The 19962-nt window shown below is 38.5% G+C and carries 17 protein-coding genes; 5 read left to right on the top strand and 12 right to left on the bottom strand.

The window, feature by feature from the left end; translation table 11 throughout:
• Positions 1-66 precede the first annotated feature (66 nt).
• From EL101_RS00705 to bioD, 4 genes are read right to left on the bottom strand one after another with little or no spacing between them, the layout of a single operon-like run.
• Entirely contained in the window at positions 67-759 is a 693-nt protein-coding gene (locus EL101_RS00705) for a 6-carboxyhexanoate--CoA ligase (protein ID WP_096596026.1), read from the bottom strand.
• A gap of 2 nt (positions 760-761) precedes the next feature.
• Complete coding sequence (locus EL101_RS00700) at positions 762-1886, bottom strand: aminotransferase class I/II-fold pyridoxal phosphate-dependent enzyme (RefSeq protein ID WP_240622741.1); 1125 nt, start codon at positions 1884-1886, stop codon at positions 762-764.
• Entirely contained in the window at positions 1886-3238 is a 1353-nt protein-coding gene (bioA, locus tag EL101_RS00695; protein ID WP_096596024.1) for an adenosylmethionine--8-amino-7-oxononanoate transaminase, read from the bottom strand. Before bioA ends, EL101_RS00700 begins: the two co-directional genes overlap by 1 nt.
• Positions 3228-3905: a dethiobiotin synthase gene (gene bioD, locus EL101_RS00690; protein WP_096596023.1), complete on the bottom strand. Its 678-nt coding sequence runs from the start codon at positions 3903-3905 to the stop codon at positions 3228-3230. The genes bioA and bioD overlap by 11 nt, the downstream gene beginning before the upstream one ends.
• Before the next feature lie 466 nt (positions 3906-4371).
• Between bioD and EL101_RS00685 the strand changes: the two genes are divergently transcribed.
• On the top strand, positions 4372-5976 hold the full coding sequence (locus tag EL101_RS00685) for an L-lactate permease (protein WP_096596022.1): 1605 nt from the start codon (positions 4372-4374) through the stop codon (positions 5974-5976).
• A gap of 94 nt (positions 5977-6070) precedes the next feature.
• Here EL101_RS00685 and EL101_RS00680 read toward each other — a convergent pair whose 3' ends face one another.
• Complete coding sequence (locus EL101_RS00680; RefSeq protein WP_096596021.1) at positions 6071-7258, bottom strand: spr1629 family repressor/antitoxin; 1188 nt, start codon at positions 7256-7258, stop codon at positions 6071-6073.
• Positions 7259-7279: 21 nt separating this feature from the next.
• Entirely contained in the window at positions 7280-8038 is a 759-nt protein-coding gene (locus EL101_RS00675; protein WP_096554158.1) for a spr1630 family ClpXP-sensitive toxin, read from the bottom strand.
• A 379-nt stretch (positions 8039-8417) separates the two neighbouring features.
• Here EL101_RS00675 and EL101_RS00670 point away from each other — a divergent pair, with 379 nt between their 5' ends.
• Positions 8418-9461: a zinc-dependent alcohol dehydrogenase family protein gene (locus EL101_RS00670; protein ID WP_019166823.1), complete on the top strand. Its 1044-nt coding sequence runs from the start codon at positions 8418-8420 to the stop codon at positions 9459-9461.
• Between the two features lie 129 nt (positions 9462-9590).
• Here EL101_RS00670 and EL101_RS00665 read toward each other — a convergent pair whose 3' ends face one another.
• The 6 genes from EL101_RS00665 to ptsG form a co-directional block, all read right to left on the bottom strand.
• Positions 9591-10316 carry a DUF3169 family protein gene (locus tag EL101_RS00665; protein ID WP_096596020.1) on the bottom strand — a complete coding sequence of 242 codons (726 nt, stop codon included), beginning with the start codon at positions 10314-10316 and terminating at the stop codon, positions 9591-9593.
• A complete protein-coding gene (locus tag EL101_RS00660) occupies positions 10313-10516 on the bottom strand; it encodes a helix-turn-helix transcriptional regulator (RefSeq protein WP_014612771.1) in 204 nt (67 codons plus the stop codon). The genes EL101_RS00665 and EL101_RS00660 overlap by 4 nt, the downstream gene beginning before the upstream one ends.
• 288 nt (positions 10517-10804) lie before the next feature.
• Positions 10805-11572 carry an IclR family transcriptional regulator gene (locus EL101_RS00655; protein WP_096596019.1) on the bottom strand — a complete coding sequence of 256 codons (768 nt, stop codon included), beginning with the start codon at positions 11570-11572 and terminating at the stop codon, positions 10805-10807.
• Between the two features lie 30 nt (positions 11573-11602).
• Positions 11603-12964: a YjiH family protein gene (locus EL101_RS00650; RefSeq protein WP_096596018.1), complete on the bottom strand. Its 1362-nt coding sequence runs from the start codon at positions 12962-12964 to the stop codon at positions 11603-11605.
• 31 nt (positions 12965-12995) lie between these two features.
• Positions 12996-13928, bottom strand: a complete 933-nt coding sequence (locus EL101_RS00645) for a lactate/malate family dehydrogenase (RefSeq protein ID WP_096596017.1) — start codon at positions 13926-13928, stop codon at positions 12996-12998.
• Between the two features lie 799 nt (positions 13929-14727).
• Positions 14728-16788 (bottom strand): glucose-specific PTS transporter subunit IIBC, encoded by a 2061-nt coding sequence (gene ptsG, locus EL101_RS00640; protein WP_096596015.1) that lies wholly within the window; start codon positions 16786-16788, stop codon positions 14728-14730.
• 440 nt (positions 16789-17228) lie between these two features.
• On the opposite strand from ptsG, the gene EL101_RS00635 reads away from it, so the two are divergent.
• The 3 genes from EL101_RS00635 (at position 17229) to EL101_RS00625 (ending at position 19630) form a co-directional block, all read left to right on the top strand.
• Positions 17229-17744, top strand: a complete 516-nt coding sequence (locus EL101_RS00635) for a YceI family protein (RefSeq protein ID WP_096596014.1) — start codon at positions 17229-17231, stop codon at positions 17742-17744.
• A 693-nt stretch (positions 17745-18437) separates the two neighbouring features.
• Positions 18438-18875 carry a hypothetical protein gene (locus tag EL101_RS00630; protein WP_096596013.1) on the top strand — a complete coding sequence of 146 codons (438 nt, stop codon included), beginning with the start codon at positions 18438-18440 and terminating at the stop codon, positions 18873-18875.
• A gap of 308 nt (positions 18876-19183) precedes the next feature.
• Positions 19184-19630 carry a helix-turn-helix transcriptional regulator gene (locus EL101_RS00625; RefSeq protein ID WP_096596011.1) on the top strand — a complete coding sequence of 149 codons (447 nt, stop codon included), beginning with the start codon at positions 19184-19186 and terminating at the stop codon, positions 19628-19630.
• Positions 19631-19962 lie beyond the last annotated feature (332 nt).

The following is a 19962-nucleotide window of genomic DNA, read 5'->3' as shown; positions in this document are numbered from 1 at the left end:
ACGCTCATTTTTACATAAAAAAACAGGGCCACCTCTCTTTTTTTAAAGAAAAGCGACCACTGTTAACTATCGTTCATGGCGAATGACTTGTTTCGGTTGCTGTTGTAAAAATGCGATATAGTCGTCAATCTGTAGCGTCTCATCCACAAAAATGACACGCCCACCATCACGTGTGCCGACTGGTTTCAGGTGATGGATACGATGATAACCGCATTGTGCAGAGGCAAAATAACCTGTCGTGTAATATAAATCATCCGATACACACAATTCCCCTTTCACTTGTGCGAATGCTGTAATACACGTCGCGATTGTCAAAGCATCTTGAATACGCGTACTGACAAGCGGTGTATGCGCATGATCTTCAAAACAAAAATGGGTCACGCGCACACCTTTTGTCCCGCTTCGATCCAAACGTTTTCCTGTTTGCGCAGAGACGATTACCGCACCTCTATACTGCGTGTCATCAAAAATATAGCCCATCCCTTTATCAAGCGCCTCTTTCGTAATCCCATGCATCTCACACAATGCTTCTAATGTATGCGGTGTATTTTCGATAATCGGCAAAGCTTCAAGCGGATACAATGGATCTGCAATTTTTTCAATTTTTAAGTTCAAAAAGTCAACAGCGCCATTTTCATGTTGAAATCCTTTATCGAAAAATGTTTGTAGGACTGCCGGAATCGTTTGTGCTTCACAAATCGTTTCAGCACCACTGATATGAACGCCGTCCTGATGCGCCCTCATTTTAACACTGTACATCATTACACCTCCTTACGACGTACACGAGATAGTTGTTCGAACAAATATTCTAAATCATGGACATCGTGAAATAATGAAAGTGACATGCGCAATATCGGTCGTGTGACGGTTGGATATCTGAAATAGCTCACCCATATTCCTTGTGCTAACAACGCTTGATAGACACGTTCGATTTCATGCGCATCATCAAAAGCGATCCACTTAATCGGGGTCGTTGAGGGGCCTTCGTATCGTACACCAAAGTCACGTTCATACAACTGGTTGAATGTGTCACTTAATTGATGCAATACGTGTGCCTTTTCAGGTTGTGCGACCATTATTTTTAAATTTTCGTATAACTGAGCTAACTGAAGTTGCGGTAATGCATTCGAATAAATGACTGGTCGCGCGACATTAATCAACACTTGTTTAAAAAGCGATGAACATAAAATCGCGCCACCGTGTGCACCTACACCTTTGGATAAACTGGTCGTTAAAATATCAATATTTGCATAATGTGTATGCAAGTGAAGTCCGAAAGCATGTGCATCATCTACAACGAGCCACATATTCGGTACTTTTGCTTTTAACTGAACGAGTGCGTCGAGATTCGCAAAGGCGCCATCCGTGGAAAAGATACTGTCTGTCACGACAACTTTGGTCACCGTTTCAGGATATTGAAGCATTTCTTTTTCTAGTGCTGTGACGTCATTGTGCGGATAAACGACTTTCTTAAGACGACTCAACCGTATGCCATCAATGATACTCGCATGGTTCGCCGCATCCGAAAACACGACCACCGCTTCACCTTGAAAAGCTTGCATTACCGCTAAGTTAGCATCATAACCACTCGTCGTGACCAATGCATCTTCAAAATGAAAGTGTGTGCTTAACAACCGTTCAATCTTCGTATATAGTGCTGAATTACCACTTACTAACCGTGAACTTGCGAAATGCTTTCGTCCCTGTTCTGATATCCCCTCAGCAAGCGCCATTTGTCCTAATCCTAAATAGTCATTCGACGTAAAATTCAAAAACTGACGCCCTTTCATTGTGATCCACTTACCATCGACCGCTTCCACTTCTCGCAATTGACGTAGTTGCCCCTTTGCTTGAATGGCCTCTAACTTGCGCTGTAAATCCATCATTAACGCCCCTTCAAGACATGATTTAAAGCCTTTTTAAATATGCGGACCATCTGTTTCACTTCACGATTCGACATACTTAACACAGGTACAAAGGTGATAATATTTTCTAAATTTCTAATCATCAGCCCTTCTTCTTTACATTTCGCAATGATCGCTTCAACTTGCGCAATGTCAAGCGGCGTCTGATCTGAACGGCTTTCCACGAGCTCTACAGCATACATCAGTCCTCTACCACGAACCTCACCGACATAAGGAAGTTTCAGTAACTTTTCTAAAGCTGTACGTAAAGTGGTCGACGTCTTTTCAATGTGATGGATGAGATGACGCGTTTGAAACAGGCGTATATTTTCAAGCGCAACAGCACAAACGACTTGATTGCCCGTATATGTATGGCCGTGGAAAAAGGTCTGTTTAGCATGTGCATCACTTAAAAAGGCATCGTAAACCGCTTGAGATGTTAATGTTGCGGCTAATGGGACATAACCACCTGTCATCGCTTTGCCTAAACACATCAGGTCAGGTTGGACACCTTCATGTTCACATGCAAACATTTTGCCAGTTCGACCAAATCCGACTGCGACTTCATCCACAATGAGTAAAATATTGTACTTTCTACACAGCTGTTCAACCGCTTTTAAAAACCCTGTTGGATGCACGAAAAGGCCTGTCGCACCTTGAATCAGCGGCTCAATGACAAAGCCTACAATTTCGTCTGCACGCGTTTGTAAAATAGACTCAATTTGTTTTAAAATGTCGTCCATCATTGCCGCTTCAGACGCGTAGTCACTATGGTAAAAAGACGGACATGGCACTTGAATATTCTCGAAAATCAAGTCTTTGAAAATGCGGTGAAACGTATCAATTCCACCCACACTGACCGAGCCGATTGTGTCGCCATGATACGCTTGATGCAACGTCAAAAACTTATTTTTCTTAGCATATTTTTCGGCGTCCAAATTTTTCCAATATTGATAGGCCATCTTAATCGCAATTTCCACTGCTGCACTTCCTGTATCGGAGTAAAACACCTTCTGTAAGCGTTCAGGCGTCATCTTTACCAACTGTTCAGCGAGTAAAATGGACGGGACATTAGATGAACCAAGCAACGTTGAATGTGCAATCTGATTCAGTTGACGCTGTATCGCACGGTTGAGCTGTCGATTTTGGTGACCATGGACATTGACCCATAACGACGCATAGCCATCTAAATACTTCCGTCCTTTCGTGTCGTACAAATAGCTACCCTTGCCTTTCTCAATAATGATTGGGTCTTGTTGATTATACATCCCCATTTGCGTAAAAGGATGCCAAACATAATCACGATCCTTTTGTACTAAAGTTTCATGTTTCATGCGTTACCACTCCTTTAATTTGATCAAATAGCATCTCTGAAAAATCCTTGTCCGTTCCCTCTTCTGGAAAGATTTCGACACGGCGACCGGTCAATGCTTCAATCGTCTGATGATTATCTTGTTCAATAGGCGTATTCATGTATCGATTCATCACGAAAATGGCTGGCGGAAGCTCCATAGTTGTCAAATAGTGATGATGAACGATTGCGTCACTGATTGCCCCTAATTGTGAAGGCAAAACGCTGATGACACCATCCGCAACATCACGAATCAAATCGGCTGTCATATAAAATGTATCTTTGTCTTCATAAATGGGTACTGCAATGCCACCCGCCCCTTCAATAAGCAGCACATCACTTCGGGCGTGCCATGCTTCAACCCACGACTTCATCGCCATACGGTCTAAGTGTTGATGTGGCTCTAACTTAAAGGCCAAATGTGGTGAAACTGGTGCTGCAAACGTATAAAAAGAAGTGTCCGCATAAGGCAAACCACACATTTGTTGATAACGTTCTAAATCCGGATACTTGCCATCAGGTAACACTTCTGTTTGAAATGGCTTAATAATGTGCACCTTTAACCCATGGCGCGTCAGGTAATGATACAGATGGGTCGTCACGTACGTTTTACCGACATCTGTATTCGTACTCGTGATAAACAGTTTCATCGCTGTCACCTCATTCTTGTAGTTGCGTACTGTTCATATGTTACTGCTTTCGAAGTTTATTGTAAATATATTTTAATTTTAGTTTACATTGGAAAATCATGCCCTTACACGCGCATCCATACTATGAGCTGTCACATCTTTTATTAAAAAAGTTACATTCTTTTTTTATTATTCTATAAAAGTAAATGCCCTGAAAATATGCCGTCATTACATTGGTTTTCACACATCTATTCATGATGCAGAAAGTGTTTAAACCTTTAATGGTATCCCTCGCTTTTGTCTCATTTTGTGAAAAAACGAATTAAAAATTTATGTGTAATAGTAAAATTTGACAGAAATATGACAAATAAAAATGATACGTGAAAAATTTGATTGCAATTTGTAGTAAAAACGCTTACAATTCAATCGGTACAGTCATCTAGTCATTAGATGTCTATAAAGGGAAAGTTTTTTAGGGGGTCAAGAAATGAATACTTTATTGATGCTTGTTGCATTAAGTGCAGTCATCACACCATTTATTTGTCTTGTTTTGTTAAGGATGTCCGCGCTCGTTGGGATGACAATCAGTGCAATCGTCGTTACATTATTGGGCTTTTCAGTGTGGGGCATTGAAGCAGGTGTGATTGGTGCATCGTTATTACAAGGTGCACATAAAACATTAACGATTATTTTAATTTTATTTGGCGCATTAACACTCTTAAATACATTGCGTGAAACGAACGCCGTCGCACGTATCAACGCAAGTTTCCAAAGTGTATCCAGTGATATGCGTATCCAAGTCATTATCGTCGCATTTTTGTTTGGTTCTTTAATCGAGGGGGCCTCTGGTTTTGGGACACCTGCCATGGTGACTGCACCTTTGATGGTCGCACTCGGGTTTAGACCGCTTGTGAGTGTCACGACTGCGTTAATTGCTGACAGTATTTCCGTTTCATTCGGAGCAGTCGGCACACCTGTCATCGTCGGCTTAAGTACGTTAAAAAGAGCCAATGAACAACTCTTTTCCGAAACTGCAATTCACATTACATTAATTGATTTATTCAGCGGTGTGTTCATTCCATTGATCATCGTGACAACTATGATTGTTTTCTTCGGGAAATCTAACAAATTGAAAGCCGTATTAGAAATCTTGCCATGGACCTTACTCATCGGCGTCGTCTATGCGGTTGTTGCTTGGATCTATGCTTCACTTACAGGTCCAGAGTTCGTCTCCATTTTAAGTTCATTGACGACATTAATCGTTGCTATTGTAACTGCGCGTAAAGGCTGGCTCGTCCCTAAAAATGAATGGACAGAAGCTTTAACAGATGACTACAAAGCATCAGACTTATCACAGCCACATGAAATGAGTTTACTGGCTGCATGGTCTCCTTACTTAATCGTGGTCGTACTCTTGTTATTAACACGTATTGTGGCACCGGTCAAAACATTGACAACAACCGTACTTGACTTATCTTGGAATCAAATTTTAGGCTATGACACGATTTCATCTAGTTGGCAATTACTTTATTCACCGGGAACGATTTTATTCATCGCAGCCATTTTTGCGATTCTTATCCAACGTAAATCATTCCGTCACTTTTCAAAAGCATGTAAAGATTCAGCCAAAACAATTAGTGTAACAGGTTTTACCCTCATTGCCACGTTAGCAATGGTACACGTTTTCAGTAACTCAGGCCTTAACAGTAAAGATTTACTCAGCATGCCTGAATTTATCGCAAACGGGATGGCGCATACATTTGGCGATATGTGGCTATTCGTCGCACCGTTTTTAGGCGCACTTGGCTCATTCATTACAGGCAGTGCGACCGTTTCAACATTAACATTCGCACCTGTCCAAGCGAACATTGCAGATGCGATTGGTGCTGACCTGTATACCGTCTTAGCTGCCCAAGTCATCGGGGGTGCAGCAGGAAACATGATTTGTGTGCATAACGTCGTAGCAGTGTGTGCGGTCGTAAATATGGCAGGTAAAGAAGGTAGTGTCATTCGTAAAACACTCGGACCTGCATTGTTATACTGTGCACTTGTCGGTATCAGTGCATTTGTATTCGCAACATTTTTCTTATAACCTATCAAAAAGAGTGCTCGGCTATGAAGTCTTCGGCACTCTTTTTTTGTTGTTTAGTTTAAGGAGAAATATATCTACTTATGCTATGAGAGATTTATGTGAATGGGATAATGTAACCCTTTAAAACATCTGCTTCAGCTGTTTGCTTTTCTTGTTGCATAAATTTTTCGAATAACTTTTGACTGATATTTGCTTTTTTATATAAAAATTCAGGCTCAACTTGCAAGTCATTAACTAGACTTTCAGGTGTTAGTACTTTTTGGGTAAAAAGCATATTTAATAAGCTATTGATTTTTAATGGCTTAGGTAATTTGATTTCTGTATCTAAAGGTTCTCTTTTTTTATAACCATTTTTATTAATTAATGACCAAAAGTAACGATATTGTGTATCTGAAATGAGACCTAAGTAAAACGCACGCATCGCCATCGCTTGAATAGAAACATACCATCGTTCTTTTAACATCACAAAATGATCAGGATTCGATTTCTTTTTAACTTGATTAAAAGACGCGATAAATTGCTTTTCGGGTAATAAAAACTCAGCCGCAAAAATATCCGCTTCTTTTTCGATGCGTTGAAAATCTTCGGGTGACAACATATCGAATTCAACTTGACGATGAAGTAACAAATGACCTAACTCATGTGCTAAATCAAAGTGTCTTCGTACAGCAACACCCTTATTATTAGACAAAATAATGAATGGTACTTGATACTTTGACCAAAAACTATAAGCGTCTGCATCATCAGTTAAATCTTTTTCATAAATGTAAACCCCAAACTTTTCTAACGCTAATAAAAGCTGATGGTTCGATTGGTCACCTAGTATCATCTCGCGTGCGTCATTTGCAATCAGTTGAATACGCGCTCTCGCCTCGATATTCTGTGAAAAATAACGGTCAATTTTACTTACTAATGTTAATATCGGAGGGTGAGGTTGCTTTACATAACTCGATAAATGACTAGTCAATTGCGCATAAAAATTGGCTTGTGCATGGTTCTGACTTAAAATTTTCGTACTTGTCCTTTGATTTTTAGACCGAAAAGCAATCGAGTGCGTATCAACTGCCGTTATATTAAATAATTCTTGTTTTGGTGAGAAGAAGAACTTTGTTTTTACATTAAATTTTTGCGCCAAAGTATATATCTTGTTGATTTCAGGCATCATGTTTTGTTCTTCATACTGCCAAACTGCTTGTTCTGAAACTTGTAATACGTCTGCTAATGATTTACGACTGTATCCTTCAATCATTCTTAACGCTTTAAGGTTCTCACCTTTAAACATAATATTTCACGCTTCCTTTAATTATAAATCACTTTCTTTGATTTCCTCAATTTCAAAACCAAATACTTCTGTATCTATCCATTCTACATATTCTCGGTCTTGTTTTAAAACTTCAATTTCCTCTTCATTGATTTGATAGTGTTCATCATTTTTTATAACGTCATTCATTTCTTCTGTTAAATCTAAAAATTCGATAGCACTGTAGGTAATTGGATTTGGTATCCAAACCTTTATTTCTTTTAGCATTTTTGATATATTATCAACATCATAAGTAATCATAATAAATTTGATTTTGTCGTTTGAGTCATTGTTTATCATATCGAAAAGCATTTTATCTGCATTCAGCTGATGATTAACATGCAAGGACTGACTTAATTTTTCAAAATCAACTCCACGGTTTAATTCTATTAACTCAGTTAAATATTTCTTTTCTGGGGGCTCACCACTATTTTGAACTAAGCTTCTACCTTTATTTACTTTATCCTTATTAAAGGTTCTACGATTTACTACTACAAAATGAAAAATCTTTTCTTGATGCTTGTCAGTCGGACTAAATAATAAAAATTTCCATGAGGGACCAGCACTACGCTTTGTATTCTCCACAAACTTCTCTGTATTAAGCGCAACATGGTGATCAATATGGTTGGCTTTAACAAACGCATAACCATTACTCACTTTTAATTTTTTATGTGCTTCATTTCTTACTTTTACATAGTCTTTATAACCAGCAATAATCCCTTTTACAATAGATAACTTCAATTGATAATCAAATTGCGACATAAAATCAACTCCTAAGTGATAACTAACTCAATCATAATCGAATTTTTTTGTAAAATCAACGAAATAATTAAAGTAAAGTAATTAAAACTATAACAACTTTAAAGTTTGGTGAATGGATATCGTTATTGTTGCTTATTAAAACTAACTAGATTTGTAATATATCCCCACCATACCAAACTGTTTCAGACTGGTGAACGTTCTGTGGCATTACTGTGAATCTCATCCATATCGTCCCTAAAATACGTTGAATAATCATTTTCTAGTCATATAATATAGTTATAAATCGTGTAAATTTAATATAATATTTTTACACGATTGTTGACTTAATTTATAGAATAGTGCGAAAATAAAGACAGATATCCTGGGGAGGAATGTTAAAATGAAAGCACTTGTTTATCGTGGTCCTGGAAAAAAAGAATGGATCGATGTTGAAAAGCCACAATTGCAAAAGCCAACAGACGTTATTGTTAAAGTAGTGAAGACAACGATTTGCGGAACTGACTTACACATTTTAAAAGGAGACGTCCCTGCTGTTACTGATGGTCGTATTTTAGGGCATGAAGGTGTAGGGATTGTTGAAGAAGTGGGCGATTCAGTAACACAATTTAAAAAAGGAGACAAAGTCATTATTTCAGCAGTAACAGCGTGTGGATCATGTTACTACTGTAAAAAGCAACTGTATGCGCACTGTGAAGATGGTGGCTGGATTTTAGGTCACTTGATTGATGGGACGCAAGCAGAGTATGTGCGTATTCCACATGCAGACAACAGTTTACACCGTGTGCCGGATGGTGCGAATGACGAAGCGCTTGTGATGCTGAGTGATATTTTACCAACAAGTTTTGAAATTGGTACATTAAGCGCGAACGTTAACCCTGGCGACACTGTTGCGATTGTAGGTGCAGGACCAATCGGTTTAGCTGCTGTCCTCACTGCACAATTCTACTCACCTGCTGAGATTATTATGATTGACCTTGATGACAATCGTTTACAAGCCGCTAAAGATTTAGGGGCAACAGCTTCGATTAACAGTGGTAGCGAAAATGTCCTCGAACGCATTCATGAATTAACAGGTGGACGCGGAGTCGATGTCGCAATGGAAGCAGTGGGTATTCCAGCAACATTCGAACTATGTCAAAAAATTATTAGCCCTGGTGCTCGTATTGCGAACATCGGTGTTCACGGTACAAAGGTTGATTTACATCTTGAAGAATTATGGATTAAAAATATCTCTATTACAACAGGTCTTGTGAGCGGATACTCTACACCATTATTATTAAAAACTGTAGAGTCGGGGAAAGTTCAACCTGAAAAGTTGATTACACACCACTTCGAAATGGATGACATGTTAGAAGCTTATGAAGTGTTTGGTAATGCCGCTCAAGAAGGCACATTAAAAGTGATTATTTCTAACGACAAATAGACTGACATTCTTTTATATTCAAAATAAAAAGAGTAAGGACATGCACTTCATGTGACGTCTTTACTCTTTTCATTTCCAACCACTTCAACTATGCCGGCAGTGTTCGGGGAGACATCCTGCACACTTCCCTTATTCCTCTCGATAAAAGCGACTCACTTTCCATAAATAACCAAACGCATTGTAAGCAAACAATACAATCATAAACAAAATACCTAAAAACTGATTGATACCTGTCACTAAGGAAAAGAATGAAAGCAATACAACACCGATGATAATGAGTGATAAATTCATATGATACACCTTATAGAGTGACACAAGCGTGATATGACGTTCCCCTTCATCCATAATTTGGAAAGTTTTTTCCGTATATTTTGCCTCCCCCATTTTAGGGAAGCGACGATCAAACTTTCTTTGGAAAAAACCTACCATGATTGCGGGGATAATTGTAAAAAGAAATGGGATGACTGCTGTGACTAATGCCGTATCCCCTTCATTCCCTAACGCAAGGATGAAAAAGTAAACAAAACTAATGCAATATTGTACATAAACCATGATACTGACTTTTAAAAATTTCATATTCGCTTGGTTTTCCAATGTATCGGTTTCCTCAATTTCTGTCTGATAATCTACGCGAGACTTCAGTTTTAATGCTACTTTCTGTGTTTGATATTGCCATAATGTCAGCCCAACGATACATAGCGTGACGATGATACACGAAATAATCATAAACTGTTCACTCATAAAATCAATGTGCTGGATGAGATGTTGAAAGTCAATTCTAGTTAACAATAACGAAATGAAAAAACCGACGACACCGCCGAGAAATAAAAACGATAAATAACGCCATACTTTCATAGATCTTCCTCCTCTATGATAAAGACATTCTCTACCGGTTCTCCAAATATACGCGCAATTTTAATTGCCGTCAGTATCGAAGGTGTAAACCCATTGCGTTCGATTAATGAGACCGTTTGACGTGAAATGCCTGCCTTTTTTGCGAGTTGTGTCTGGTTGTAGCCGTCACGTGCCCGCAGCTCCTTCAACCTATTTTTCATGCCTTCAACTCCTTACTCCATTCAATATATATGCTATTAGTCATTTTGACAAGCATATTAGTCAAATCATAGGAGAGGAGATGGGGCACAAAAATTTTTGATACTATTGATACAGTATTTTGTTTCCCATTCACCCTCATTTTTCGACAGCTTTAAAATCATTAATGAATTATAAATCAATTAATAGATTGAGACTAAAAATTTCCCCTGTCCCTTTCTCAATATTAAATTATCGTCAAACATGCTACACGTTAAACTTATCTCAGTGTTGTGACTCTATTCAATCGCTCATCCCGATAACCAATAACCGATATCTTGCAAGTAATGACTCGCTTTTGTTGCTTCTTCAAGGAGCGCTTCTTGCATCACATCCAACCCTTTATGTTCTAATCGACTGACTGGCCCTGAAATACTCATCGAAGCCTGTATAACACCTGATTCATCTCTAATCGGGGTCGCAATGCACATCAACCCGTATTCATATTCTTCACGATCGACCACAATATTTTGGTGAGGCTGCGTCGCCATATCATGCCTAAAAGCTTCAACCGTTGTCATCGTATGAATCGTACGTGATGTCGCCGTCTTAAAATAAGTTTCCAACGCCTCATCTGAAAACGTATTTAAAAACCATTTCCCCATACCTGAACAATGCAACATCGATGTGGGACCAAGTTGCGCTTGTAATGTATACTGTTCCCCATATTCCGTATGCAAAATACACACTTCTTGATTGACCAATATGCCCAAATTAATCGCTTCCCCGGTTTTTTCTACCAGTCGACGCATATAAGGTTTGAGGTGATGAATCAATGAGTCCGTTTGCTTCATATGGTATTGATATTTCAACATTTTATAACCGAGGTAATAATTTTCATCCTTATCTTGCGCAACGACATGCAAATCCACTAACGTTCTTAAATGACGATAAATAGTGCTTTTCGGTAACGTTGTCAGTCGCGCCATCTCACTGATTCCTATTTTTTGATGTTGAGACAATATATCTAACATTTCAAATGCTTGAATAACAGTTTTAATAGGCGTATATTCGGCCACGTCAATCCCTCACCTTTTCTATGATTTCATTTAGAAGAATAGTTTCACGAATACGATAACAAATGGTAATGCGATGAAAGTGCGTTGCAAGAAAATAATGACAATGTGCGAAAACTTTTGAACCGCATTCGCTGATGTGAGCAACGTTGCAATTTCGGATAAAAAGATCAACTGTAAAATACTCATCATCGCAATCACGACTTTACTTGTTGTCTCTGTTAAGTTCGCACCTAAAATGACAGGTAAATAGTTATCCGCAAAGCCTGACATAATTGCACTCGCTGTGACAGCCGCTTCCGGTATACCTGCCAATTGTAAGATCCATTGAACTGGGTAAGACACCCAAGCAAGTAACGGCGTATAAACGGAAATCGCAAGCGCTAATGTTCCCCAACAAACAATGATGGGCATTAACCAAACCACATAGAACATCATATTATCTTTTTTACTAATAAAATTGTGTGCTGTTACTTTTGCTGCACGTTTAGTCGCTTGTGTTGTTGCCATTTTGAGCTTAGATTGTTGTGTTGACGTTTGTAGTTCTTTTAATGGCGTCCCATCAACATACACATCCGGATAACGTGAAATAGGTGGTATGCGCACACTGATAAAGGCAACAATCATGCCAATCACTGTAATCCCTAAGAAAATCATGCCGAAATCATCAACGACACCGAGCACACTACATACTAACACGACCCAACCGATACTGGACGTTGAAAACTGACTTCCAAGTATCGCTGTCTCTTTCACTGTATAGTATCCTTTTTCAAACAATTCCTTAGACGCAAGTATCGCTGCATTCCCCGGTCCGACCCACGCACTAATGGCACTCACTGCACAAATTTCAGAGATTTTGAACACTGGCTTAATTAAAAAGCCTATCAGTTCACCGATGAATTCCATCGCACCAAATTCTAAAATTAACGTTTGGAAAAGTAACATAATCGGAACAATGATTGATAGTTGCACAGCTAAATTCACCATCGTGCCACCTGTATCTTCAGAAATCAGGAAAAATGGCCCTATTTGAAACAAACACATTAAAGTAATCAACGTGCCAAGTATACGGTTAATCGTATAAAATGGCGTTGTCGAAAAGAGCGGTTTCAACGTCGCATTGTTACGAATCCACTCCGGCTTCCAAATTTGGTCAATAAGCGCCATCACTGCACTGACACAGAAAACGAGGGCAATCAACCAAGTGATAGGGCCTTGGAATGTTGAAACAAAGGACTTGATCACATGAAACAAAATCGTATCGACACCATTCGCAAAAGAAAATGGAATGAGCACAATGATAATGCCTAAAAGTGTCGCAACAATAAATTTAATCAAGTTTTTCATATCTACTTTACCAGTTGTCGGTTGTTGTAAATTATTTTTCATCATCAAAACTTCCTTGTCATTGATTTGTATTTCATTACAAAGTCATTTGCTGAATATAGTCAGCCATCACCGCACATGACGCATTTAATTGTGCTTCTTCTTCTGCATTCAGTAATTCAGGGAGCATTTGCTCAACCCCTCGTTCACTGACAATACTTGGCAGACTAATATATACCGTCAAGCCTGTCGATGTTGTATATAAATTCGACACTGGCAATACGCGTCGTTCTGGGCTTAACAGCGCTTCTACCAAACATTGAATCGCATTCGCCACACAATAACAATTCGGTCCTTTCATTTTCCATACATCAAAAGCTGTATCTTTCACACGTTGTGCCATTGTTTCCTTAAAGTCATCCGGTAACTTCATATTTTGAGTGGCCGCAAATGCTTCTAAAGTCAGTCCACCGATACGGACATGACGCCACAGTACAACTTGCGAATCACCGTGCTCTCCTACAACAGTTGCTTCAATACTTTTTGGACTGATGTTAAAGTAGTCGCTCAACAAATATTTCAGACGCGACGTATCGAGTAACGTCCCTAAACCAATCACATCTGAAGCTGCTTTTTTGCTAATTTGATAAGTCGTATACGCTAAAATATCGACTGGATTGCTCACAGTTACAATTTTGGCATTAGGACTATACGTCGTCATTTTCGGTACAATTTCTTTTAAAATATCCGCATTTTTTTGCAGTGGAATGAGACGAGACTCCCCAACTTTTTCCGGCACACCAATCGTAATAATGATGACATCTGAATCTTGTGTCGCTTCATAATCTCCCGCAATGACTCGTTTCGCTTGTGATACACCAATCCCATGCATCATATCTAATGCTTGACCTTGCGCACGATTCTGATCCACATCCACCAACACGATCTCTCTCACCCATGGCATTTCAGATAACAAATACGCAGCCGTTGATCCTACCGCACCCGCACCAATAATACTCACTTTACTCATATCAATTCATCCTTTCAAAATGGAACGTGTTTCATTTTTTCGATTTAAGCATACCTTAAACGCGGTGATGAAACAATAGTTTTGTGAAAAAAATCACAAATATGTCACAACTAAAAAATAACCTGGTGTGGTCGGACAGGTTACGTATTTATAAATCTTTTTTCGGGAGCGGAAACAGTTGAATTTCGCTGTAAATGGAAGAAGGAATTTCATTGCGTTTTGAAAGCAAGCTGATCCGTTTGAAGTGAGATTTGGACAAGTGATAACTGGACATTGGGACAATATCAAATATGGAGGCGACCATTGAAATGCATCTCTTTAATTCTTTTTTTCATGTATTTTTCTGATAATGTAGGCAACGATGGCCATCAAAATTATCCATAATAAAACAGTCACGTTAATAATGAATTTGCTCATATCATCATGGTTAAAAATGCCATTGATCATTACAATGCCTGTTAAAATGATCAGTATGATTTGTATAACTTTGTATAATTGATTCATGAAAAACACCTACCTATATTACGATTGCTGCATATGATTTAAACTATATTTTAGCAATAACTGTACTATTTACAACACAAACTTGTCAGTAACAGAGCACCCAGTGACTCACCCACTTCAAATCATTACTTTATAAAGGTACATTCGGTTAAGACTTCATGCCTTGGAAAGCACAGTCCTATTCCAGCAATCTGGCAAATACCACAAAAACCTTCTTCAAAGCACACAAAAAAAGATGCCATATTAGCATTTGAACAAACACTAATACAGCACCTGCTATCATTCACATTAACTGTTATAGAACAGTGAACACTCTTTGACCTTTCTCAACTTCCTTAACGTCTTCTACTTCAATTTGACGCTCTCCTAAGTTTGTCACTATCATCGGTGTCACAATACTTGGCGCATGTTGCTGTAGATATTCTAGATCCACTTTCATCAACAATTGACCTTCAGCTACTTCATCACCGACTTTAACGAAACTTTCAAAGCCTTCTCCATTTAATTTCACTGTATCAATACCGATGTGAATCAGCAATTCTACCCCGTCTGTTGATTCGATACCAATGGCATGTTTCGTTGGGAATAAGGCTTTCACTTTACCATGGAATGGCGCAACAATTTCAGACTGATGCGGAATAAAGCCCACACCGTCACCCATCATACCACCTGAAAAGACTTGATCAGGCACTTCTGATAACGGAATCACTTCTCCGTCACATGGCGCAACAATCGTCACACTTCTCGAACCATCAATATGCACGACTTCATCTTCCTCAGAGACCGTCGTTTGGCTCGGACTCGTAATTTCACCTTTCATAATGAGTGCCATGTCATGCTTGATTTGATCCGATTTCGGTCCAAAAATAGCTTGCATATTGTTGCCAACTTCAAGCACACCAGCAGCACCTAATTCTTTCAATGTATTCACATCGACTTTTGCTTTATCATGAACTTCCACACGAAGACGCGTAATACATGCATCTAAATGTTTCACGTTGTCTTTACCACCCATCGCATCAAGGACATCAAATGGTAAACGCTCAACTGACGTATCTCTCGCCTCTGCTACTTCATCTTCACGACCAGGCGTTTTTAAATTCATGTGCTTGATCACAAAAGTAAATAAGAAATAGTAAATAATCGCATAAACGATACCTACTGGAATGACGTATAAAGCATTTGTACGATCCCAATTCAGTAAACCATATAAAATATAGTCAATAAAACCACCTGAGAATGTCATCCCGATTTTAACGTCTAACAAGTGCATCACTAAGAATGACGTGCCTGCTAATAATACGTGCACGGCATATAAAATTGGCGCAACAAATAAGAATGAGAACTCTAATGGCTCTGTAATCCCTGTTAAAAATGATGTTAATGCTGCGGACAACATCAAACCGCCGACAATCTTTTTACGCTCTGGACGTGCTTGTCGATAAATCGCATAAGCTGCAGCTGGTAAACCAAACATCATGAATGGATATTTACCTGTTGTGAAAGCACCGGCTGTAAACGCAACGCCATCTTTCATTTGTGCCATCCAAATACGTTGGTCACCACGAACCAGTTCACCCGCATGATTCACGTATGAACCGAATTCAAACCAGAACGGCGCATAGAAAATGTGATGTAAACCAAACGGAATCAATGAACGTTCAATAATTCCAAAAATAAATGTCGTTAATACAAGGTTTTTGTTTAATAAGAAGTTCGATAATTCGTTAAGTCCTTCTTGAATCGGTGGCCAAACGAATGACAACACAATCCCTGTTACAATCGCAACTAATGACGTCACAATTGGTACAAAACGTTTACCCGCAAAGAAACCTAAAAACTGTGGTAACGTAATATTATAAAATTTATTGTAACACCATGCCGCTAACGCACCCATGATGATACCGCCGAAGACACCCGTTTGTAACGTTGGAACACCTAAAATTAAGGCATGTTGTGGGAGTTTACTCGCTTGGCTGAGCGTGTGTGCCCCATCTGCATAAGAATAAATTTGATCGATACTGATATGCATCACTTTACCAATCGTCGCATTCATAATTAAGTAACCCACAAGTGCTGCCAATGCTGCAACACCATCGCCACCTGCTAAACCTAACGCTGTCCCCACAGCAAAAAGCAATGGTAAATTATCAAACACCACTTGACCTGCTGATTCCATAATTGTAGATAGAACAACAAATACCTCATGCTTCAACCATGGTGCCAACGATACTAACTGCTCATTGTGCATGGCATTCCCTAGCGCAAGTAAAATCCCAGCAGCCGGTAAAATAGCAACCGGAAGCATTAACGCCTTCCCAACTCTTTGTAATTGCCCAAAGAAAAGTTTAAACACTTTAAAACACCCCTAATCCATCAATAATATATTAAAAAAGGCATGAGCAAACAAAACTATTTTTCAATAGCTTATATTTTGCTCATGCCTGTTTTACCAGTAACACGCTATTCAGTTAACCGCTTTCATTATACAATGAGATTGCGCACATCACAATAACTTTTTTACTTTTATTTCGAAAAATTAAACCCTCTCCTCTATGTTATCGCTCTATGTGTAGAAATCCCCATATTCACTCAATCCCTTTTCTTTGACGCGCCACTATCATTCCTCCATAATGTCTGTACAACTATTTGGACACAGATATTTAGTTGATATTGTTAATTATTGAAACATTATGATAGCAATTAAAATCTCTTTACCTTTACAACGATTTTTTATTTTGGTATATTTTTTATATCGCATTTTCATTTAACTACTTTTATATGGAGGGGCTTTTTATGACTAACCTTAAATTCGATCCAGTACACAGTTCATTAGAATTTTCAATCAAACACTTGATGGTGTCAAAAATTAAGGGGACTTTTAACGATTATACCGTTGATGTCACAGGTGATCTTAACGACTTAGATTCATTAGCGTCCGTTACAACGATTAACGTTGATTCTATCGACACTAAAAATGCAGATCGTGACAATCATTTAAAAACAGCAGACTTCTTTAATACAGAGTCTCATCAACAAATTACTTTCAGAAGTAAATCAATTACAGAAAACAAAATTACTGGTGATTTAACAATTGCGGGTCAAACAAACGAAGAAACGTTTGACTTTGAACAACACGGTGTGAGCGACAACCCTCTTAGCAGTGGTCAAGTCACTGGTTTCACAGTAACAGGTACAATCGACCGTGAAAAATATGGGATGCGCTTCAATAAAGCTTTAGAAACAGGCGGCGTCATGCTCGGTAAAGAAGTGCAATTCGAATTCCATGGTGAGTTCGCTATCGAAGGTTAAATGATAGATTTATGAAGAGAAGCGCATTGAATGGGAAATAAAAATTTTTGATGCTATTGATGCAGAATTCTTGTTTAACTTGCCCTCAATGATTTTTGGCTTTGATTGCCTTCATGGCTTCGCGTTTCCTAGGGGCTGAGGGGAGGTTGTGACAAAAGCGCTTAGGATTTGAGCAGAACCGAGCGATGAGCAAAATTGATTTCCAAATTTTGCCGAAATCGCGGGAGTTCTGTCGAAAATCCTGCTTTTGGAACACCGTTTATTGATTCCCAGCGCATCCATTCATTGTGGATTTTGGGAGCAGTACAGAAATCTCATGTGTAACAAAGATTTCGTCGTACTGCCCCCGCAAGGCTGACTAGACTTCTCAAAAGTGTATACGTTGAGAAGTCAGACAGCTACTGCGATAAACAGTAACCACTATTAAAGTAAAGAGGCGACTGTCAGCGGTATGCACGCATTCCCTCAGGAGTCTCAGCCTTCTGGCAATCTTACAGTAAACATTGGGAGGGCAAGTTTATGAAATCAAGAAAACAATAGCATCAATTTTTTATGCCCAATTCATCCTCATTTTTTCGACTGCTTTAAAGTCATTAATGAATCATAAACCTCTGAATGGACTGAGGCTTAAAATTTTCCACCCCCTTTCCTTTTGTGATACATAGTACATCTCAATTTAAGGAGGTTCATACGATGCTTTATGTAATCGCTATTTTACTTATGCTTATTTTAGCTGTATTGCTTTTAATGAATAGTAAAATCAATCAAACACGCCGAGAAATGACGGGCTTGCCAATTTCTACCAAATTTCCCATCCAACAAAAATTGAAGTATGACCGCAATGTGATGATCATTGTGAGTACAAACTGTGTCGTATGTCAGCGTATTTTCAAATCTTTAAAACATCAGCCACAACGAGACGCACTTTACTTGGTATTTAAAGAAGATGCCAAAACCGTTCAAAAATTTGTAGACCAACATCCCCACTTGAGAAAAGCCCATGTTGTTAGCGACATCTCACCTCAGCAACTTTTCATTCAAGCTACACCACTCGCATATACTGTGAATCAATCCGGCATCATTGTAAAAAAACAAGCGGTCGTGAGCCTTAAAGAGTTGAACCTTTCATGATTCAATTCTTGGGACGCGACCGCTTTGTCTCTATGACAATAGATGTTTTTAAAAGTATATTGAAACAAGTCGAACATGCCTTAGTAGATCATCACAAAATGAAGATCATCATGTCTTCATCTCCTCGAAATCTAATTATCCCCCTTCAAATCAGTATGAAGCTAGGCAAAAGAGGGTAATATGATTGTTACCATGAACATGTTTCATTCAATCACCTACTTGCTACTTTGCGGTTACATATTGCAACCATCATATGCTTACAATCATTCCTAAAAAGTTTTAAATTTAAATTAGAGGAGGATAGATGCATGAAATTCCACGAAAAAATTAAACAAGAAAGAAAAAAACACAATTTATCTCAAGAAGACTTAGCGAATAAAATTAATATCAGTAGACAGTCCATATCAAAATGGGAACTGGAAAAAGGTTATCCCAATATTGAAACACTGATAGAACTAAGTGAACTCTTTGATATTACAGTAGATGAGCTTTTAAAAGGAGATGATTTTTTGAAAAGTAAAATTGTTGAAGATGGTAAAAAACTCAAGCACCCTCTCCTTTTTAACCTCGGAGAAGTCATAGGCTTGTTAGGTTTAATCATTTTAATTTCTAATTTTGTACTTAGAGCTATTCGATTAGCCACACATCAAGACATATTACCTTTTTTACAAAGTAATCTCGTCACAACTGTAGCCGTCATATGTTTATTAATCAGTTGGCTCACTTATGAAACCTTTGGAAAAAGTTACAAATAGGTTGTTACTCCTAGAAAGGAATAACGCAGCATGTCCGATTACGAAATGCTCATGATTGTCATTTCAATCATCGGTTTAGTCGTAGTTGCACTGAATAATCAAAATAAATAACCATTCCTAACTTTTGACGAAGAATGGAATGGTTATTTCCACAAAAGTCACCGTCTTTATATCGGGCTTACTGGCAATGTGTTCTCGCACATTGCCTTTTTTTACATTGAGTTAACATGAAATATTCTTTTGAGGGAATGATTTAACTCAAACAATATTCTCAATCTGAGATGTAGACTAATCAAGCACCCGTGCTAACCTAAAAAATGAAAAAGACGATA

Source organism: Staphylococcus delphini (assembly GCF_900636325.1).
GTDB lineage: Bacteria > Bacillota > Bacilli > Staphylococcales > Staphylococcaceae > Staphylococcus > Staphylococcus delphini.
This window is presented reverse-complemented; position numbering and strand designations above follow the sequence as displayed.

Bases quoted from the DNA above. Each gene is read 5' to 3' on its own strand.
- EL101_RS00705 (WP_096596026.1), bottom strand. From the start codon at position 759: ATGTACAGTGTTAAAATGAGGGCGCATCAGGACGGCGTTCATATCAGT.
- EL101_RS00700 (WP_240622741.1), bottom strand. From the start codon at position 1,886: ATGATGGATTTACAGCGCAAGTTAGAGGCCATTCAAGCAAAGGGGCAA.
- bioA (WP_096596024.1), bottom strand. From the start codon at position 3,238: ATGAAACATGAAACTTTAGTACAAAAGGATCGTGATTATGTTTGGCAT.
- bioD (WP_096596023.1), bottom strand. From the start codon at position 3,905: ATGAAACTGTTTATCACGAGTACGAATACAGATGTCGGTAAAACGTAC.
- EL101_RS00685 (WP_096596022.1), top strand. From the start codon at position 4,372: ATGAATACTTTATTGATGCTTGTTGCATTAAGTGCAGTCATCACACCA.
- EL101_RS00680 (WP_096596021.1), bottom strand. From the start codon at position 7,258: ATGTTTAAAGGTGAGAACCTTAAAGCGTTAAGAATGATTGAAGGATAC.
- EL101_RS00675 (WP_096554158.1), bottom strand. From the start codon at position 8,038: ATGTCGCAATTTGATTATCAATTGAAGTTATCTATTGTAAAAGGGATT.
- EL101_RS00670 (WP_019166823.1), top strand. From the start codon at position 8,418: ATGAAAGCACTTGTTTATCGTGGTCCTGGAAAAAAAGAATGGATCGAT.
- EL101_RS00665 (WP_096596020.1), bottom strand. From the start codon at position 10,316: ATGAAAGTATGGCGTTATTTATCGTTTTTATTTCTCGGCGGTGTCGTC.
- EL101_RS00660 (WP_014612771.1), bottom strand. From the start codon at position 10,516: ATGAAAAATAGGTTGAAGGAGCTGCGGGCACGTGACGGCTACAACCAG.
- EL101_RS00650 (WP_096596018.1), bottom strand. From the start codon at position 12,964: ATGATGAAAAATAATTTACAACAACCGACAACTGGTAAAGTAGATATG.
- EL101_RS00645 (WP_096596017.1), bottom strand. From the start codon at position 13,928: ATGAGTAAAGTGAGTATTATTGGTGCGGGTGCGGTAGGATCAACGGCT.
- EL101_RS00635 (WP_096596014.1), top strand. From the start codon at position 17,229: ATGACTAACCTTAAATTCGATCCAGTACACAGTTCATTAGAATTTTCA.
- EL101_RS00630 (WP_096596013.1), top strand. From the start codon at position 18,438: ATGCTTTATGTAATCGCTATTTTACTTATGCTTATTTTAGCTGTATTG.
- EL101_RS00625 (WP_096596011.1), top strand. From the start codon at position 19,184: ATGAAATTCCACGAAAAAATTAAACAAGAAAGAAAAAAACACAATTTA.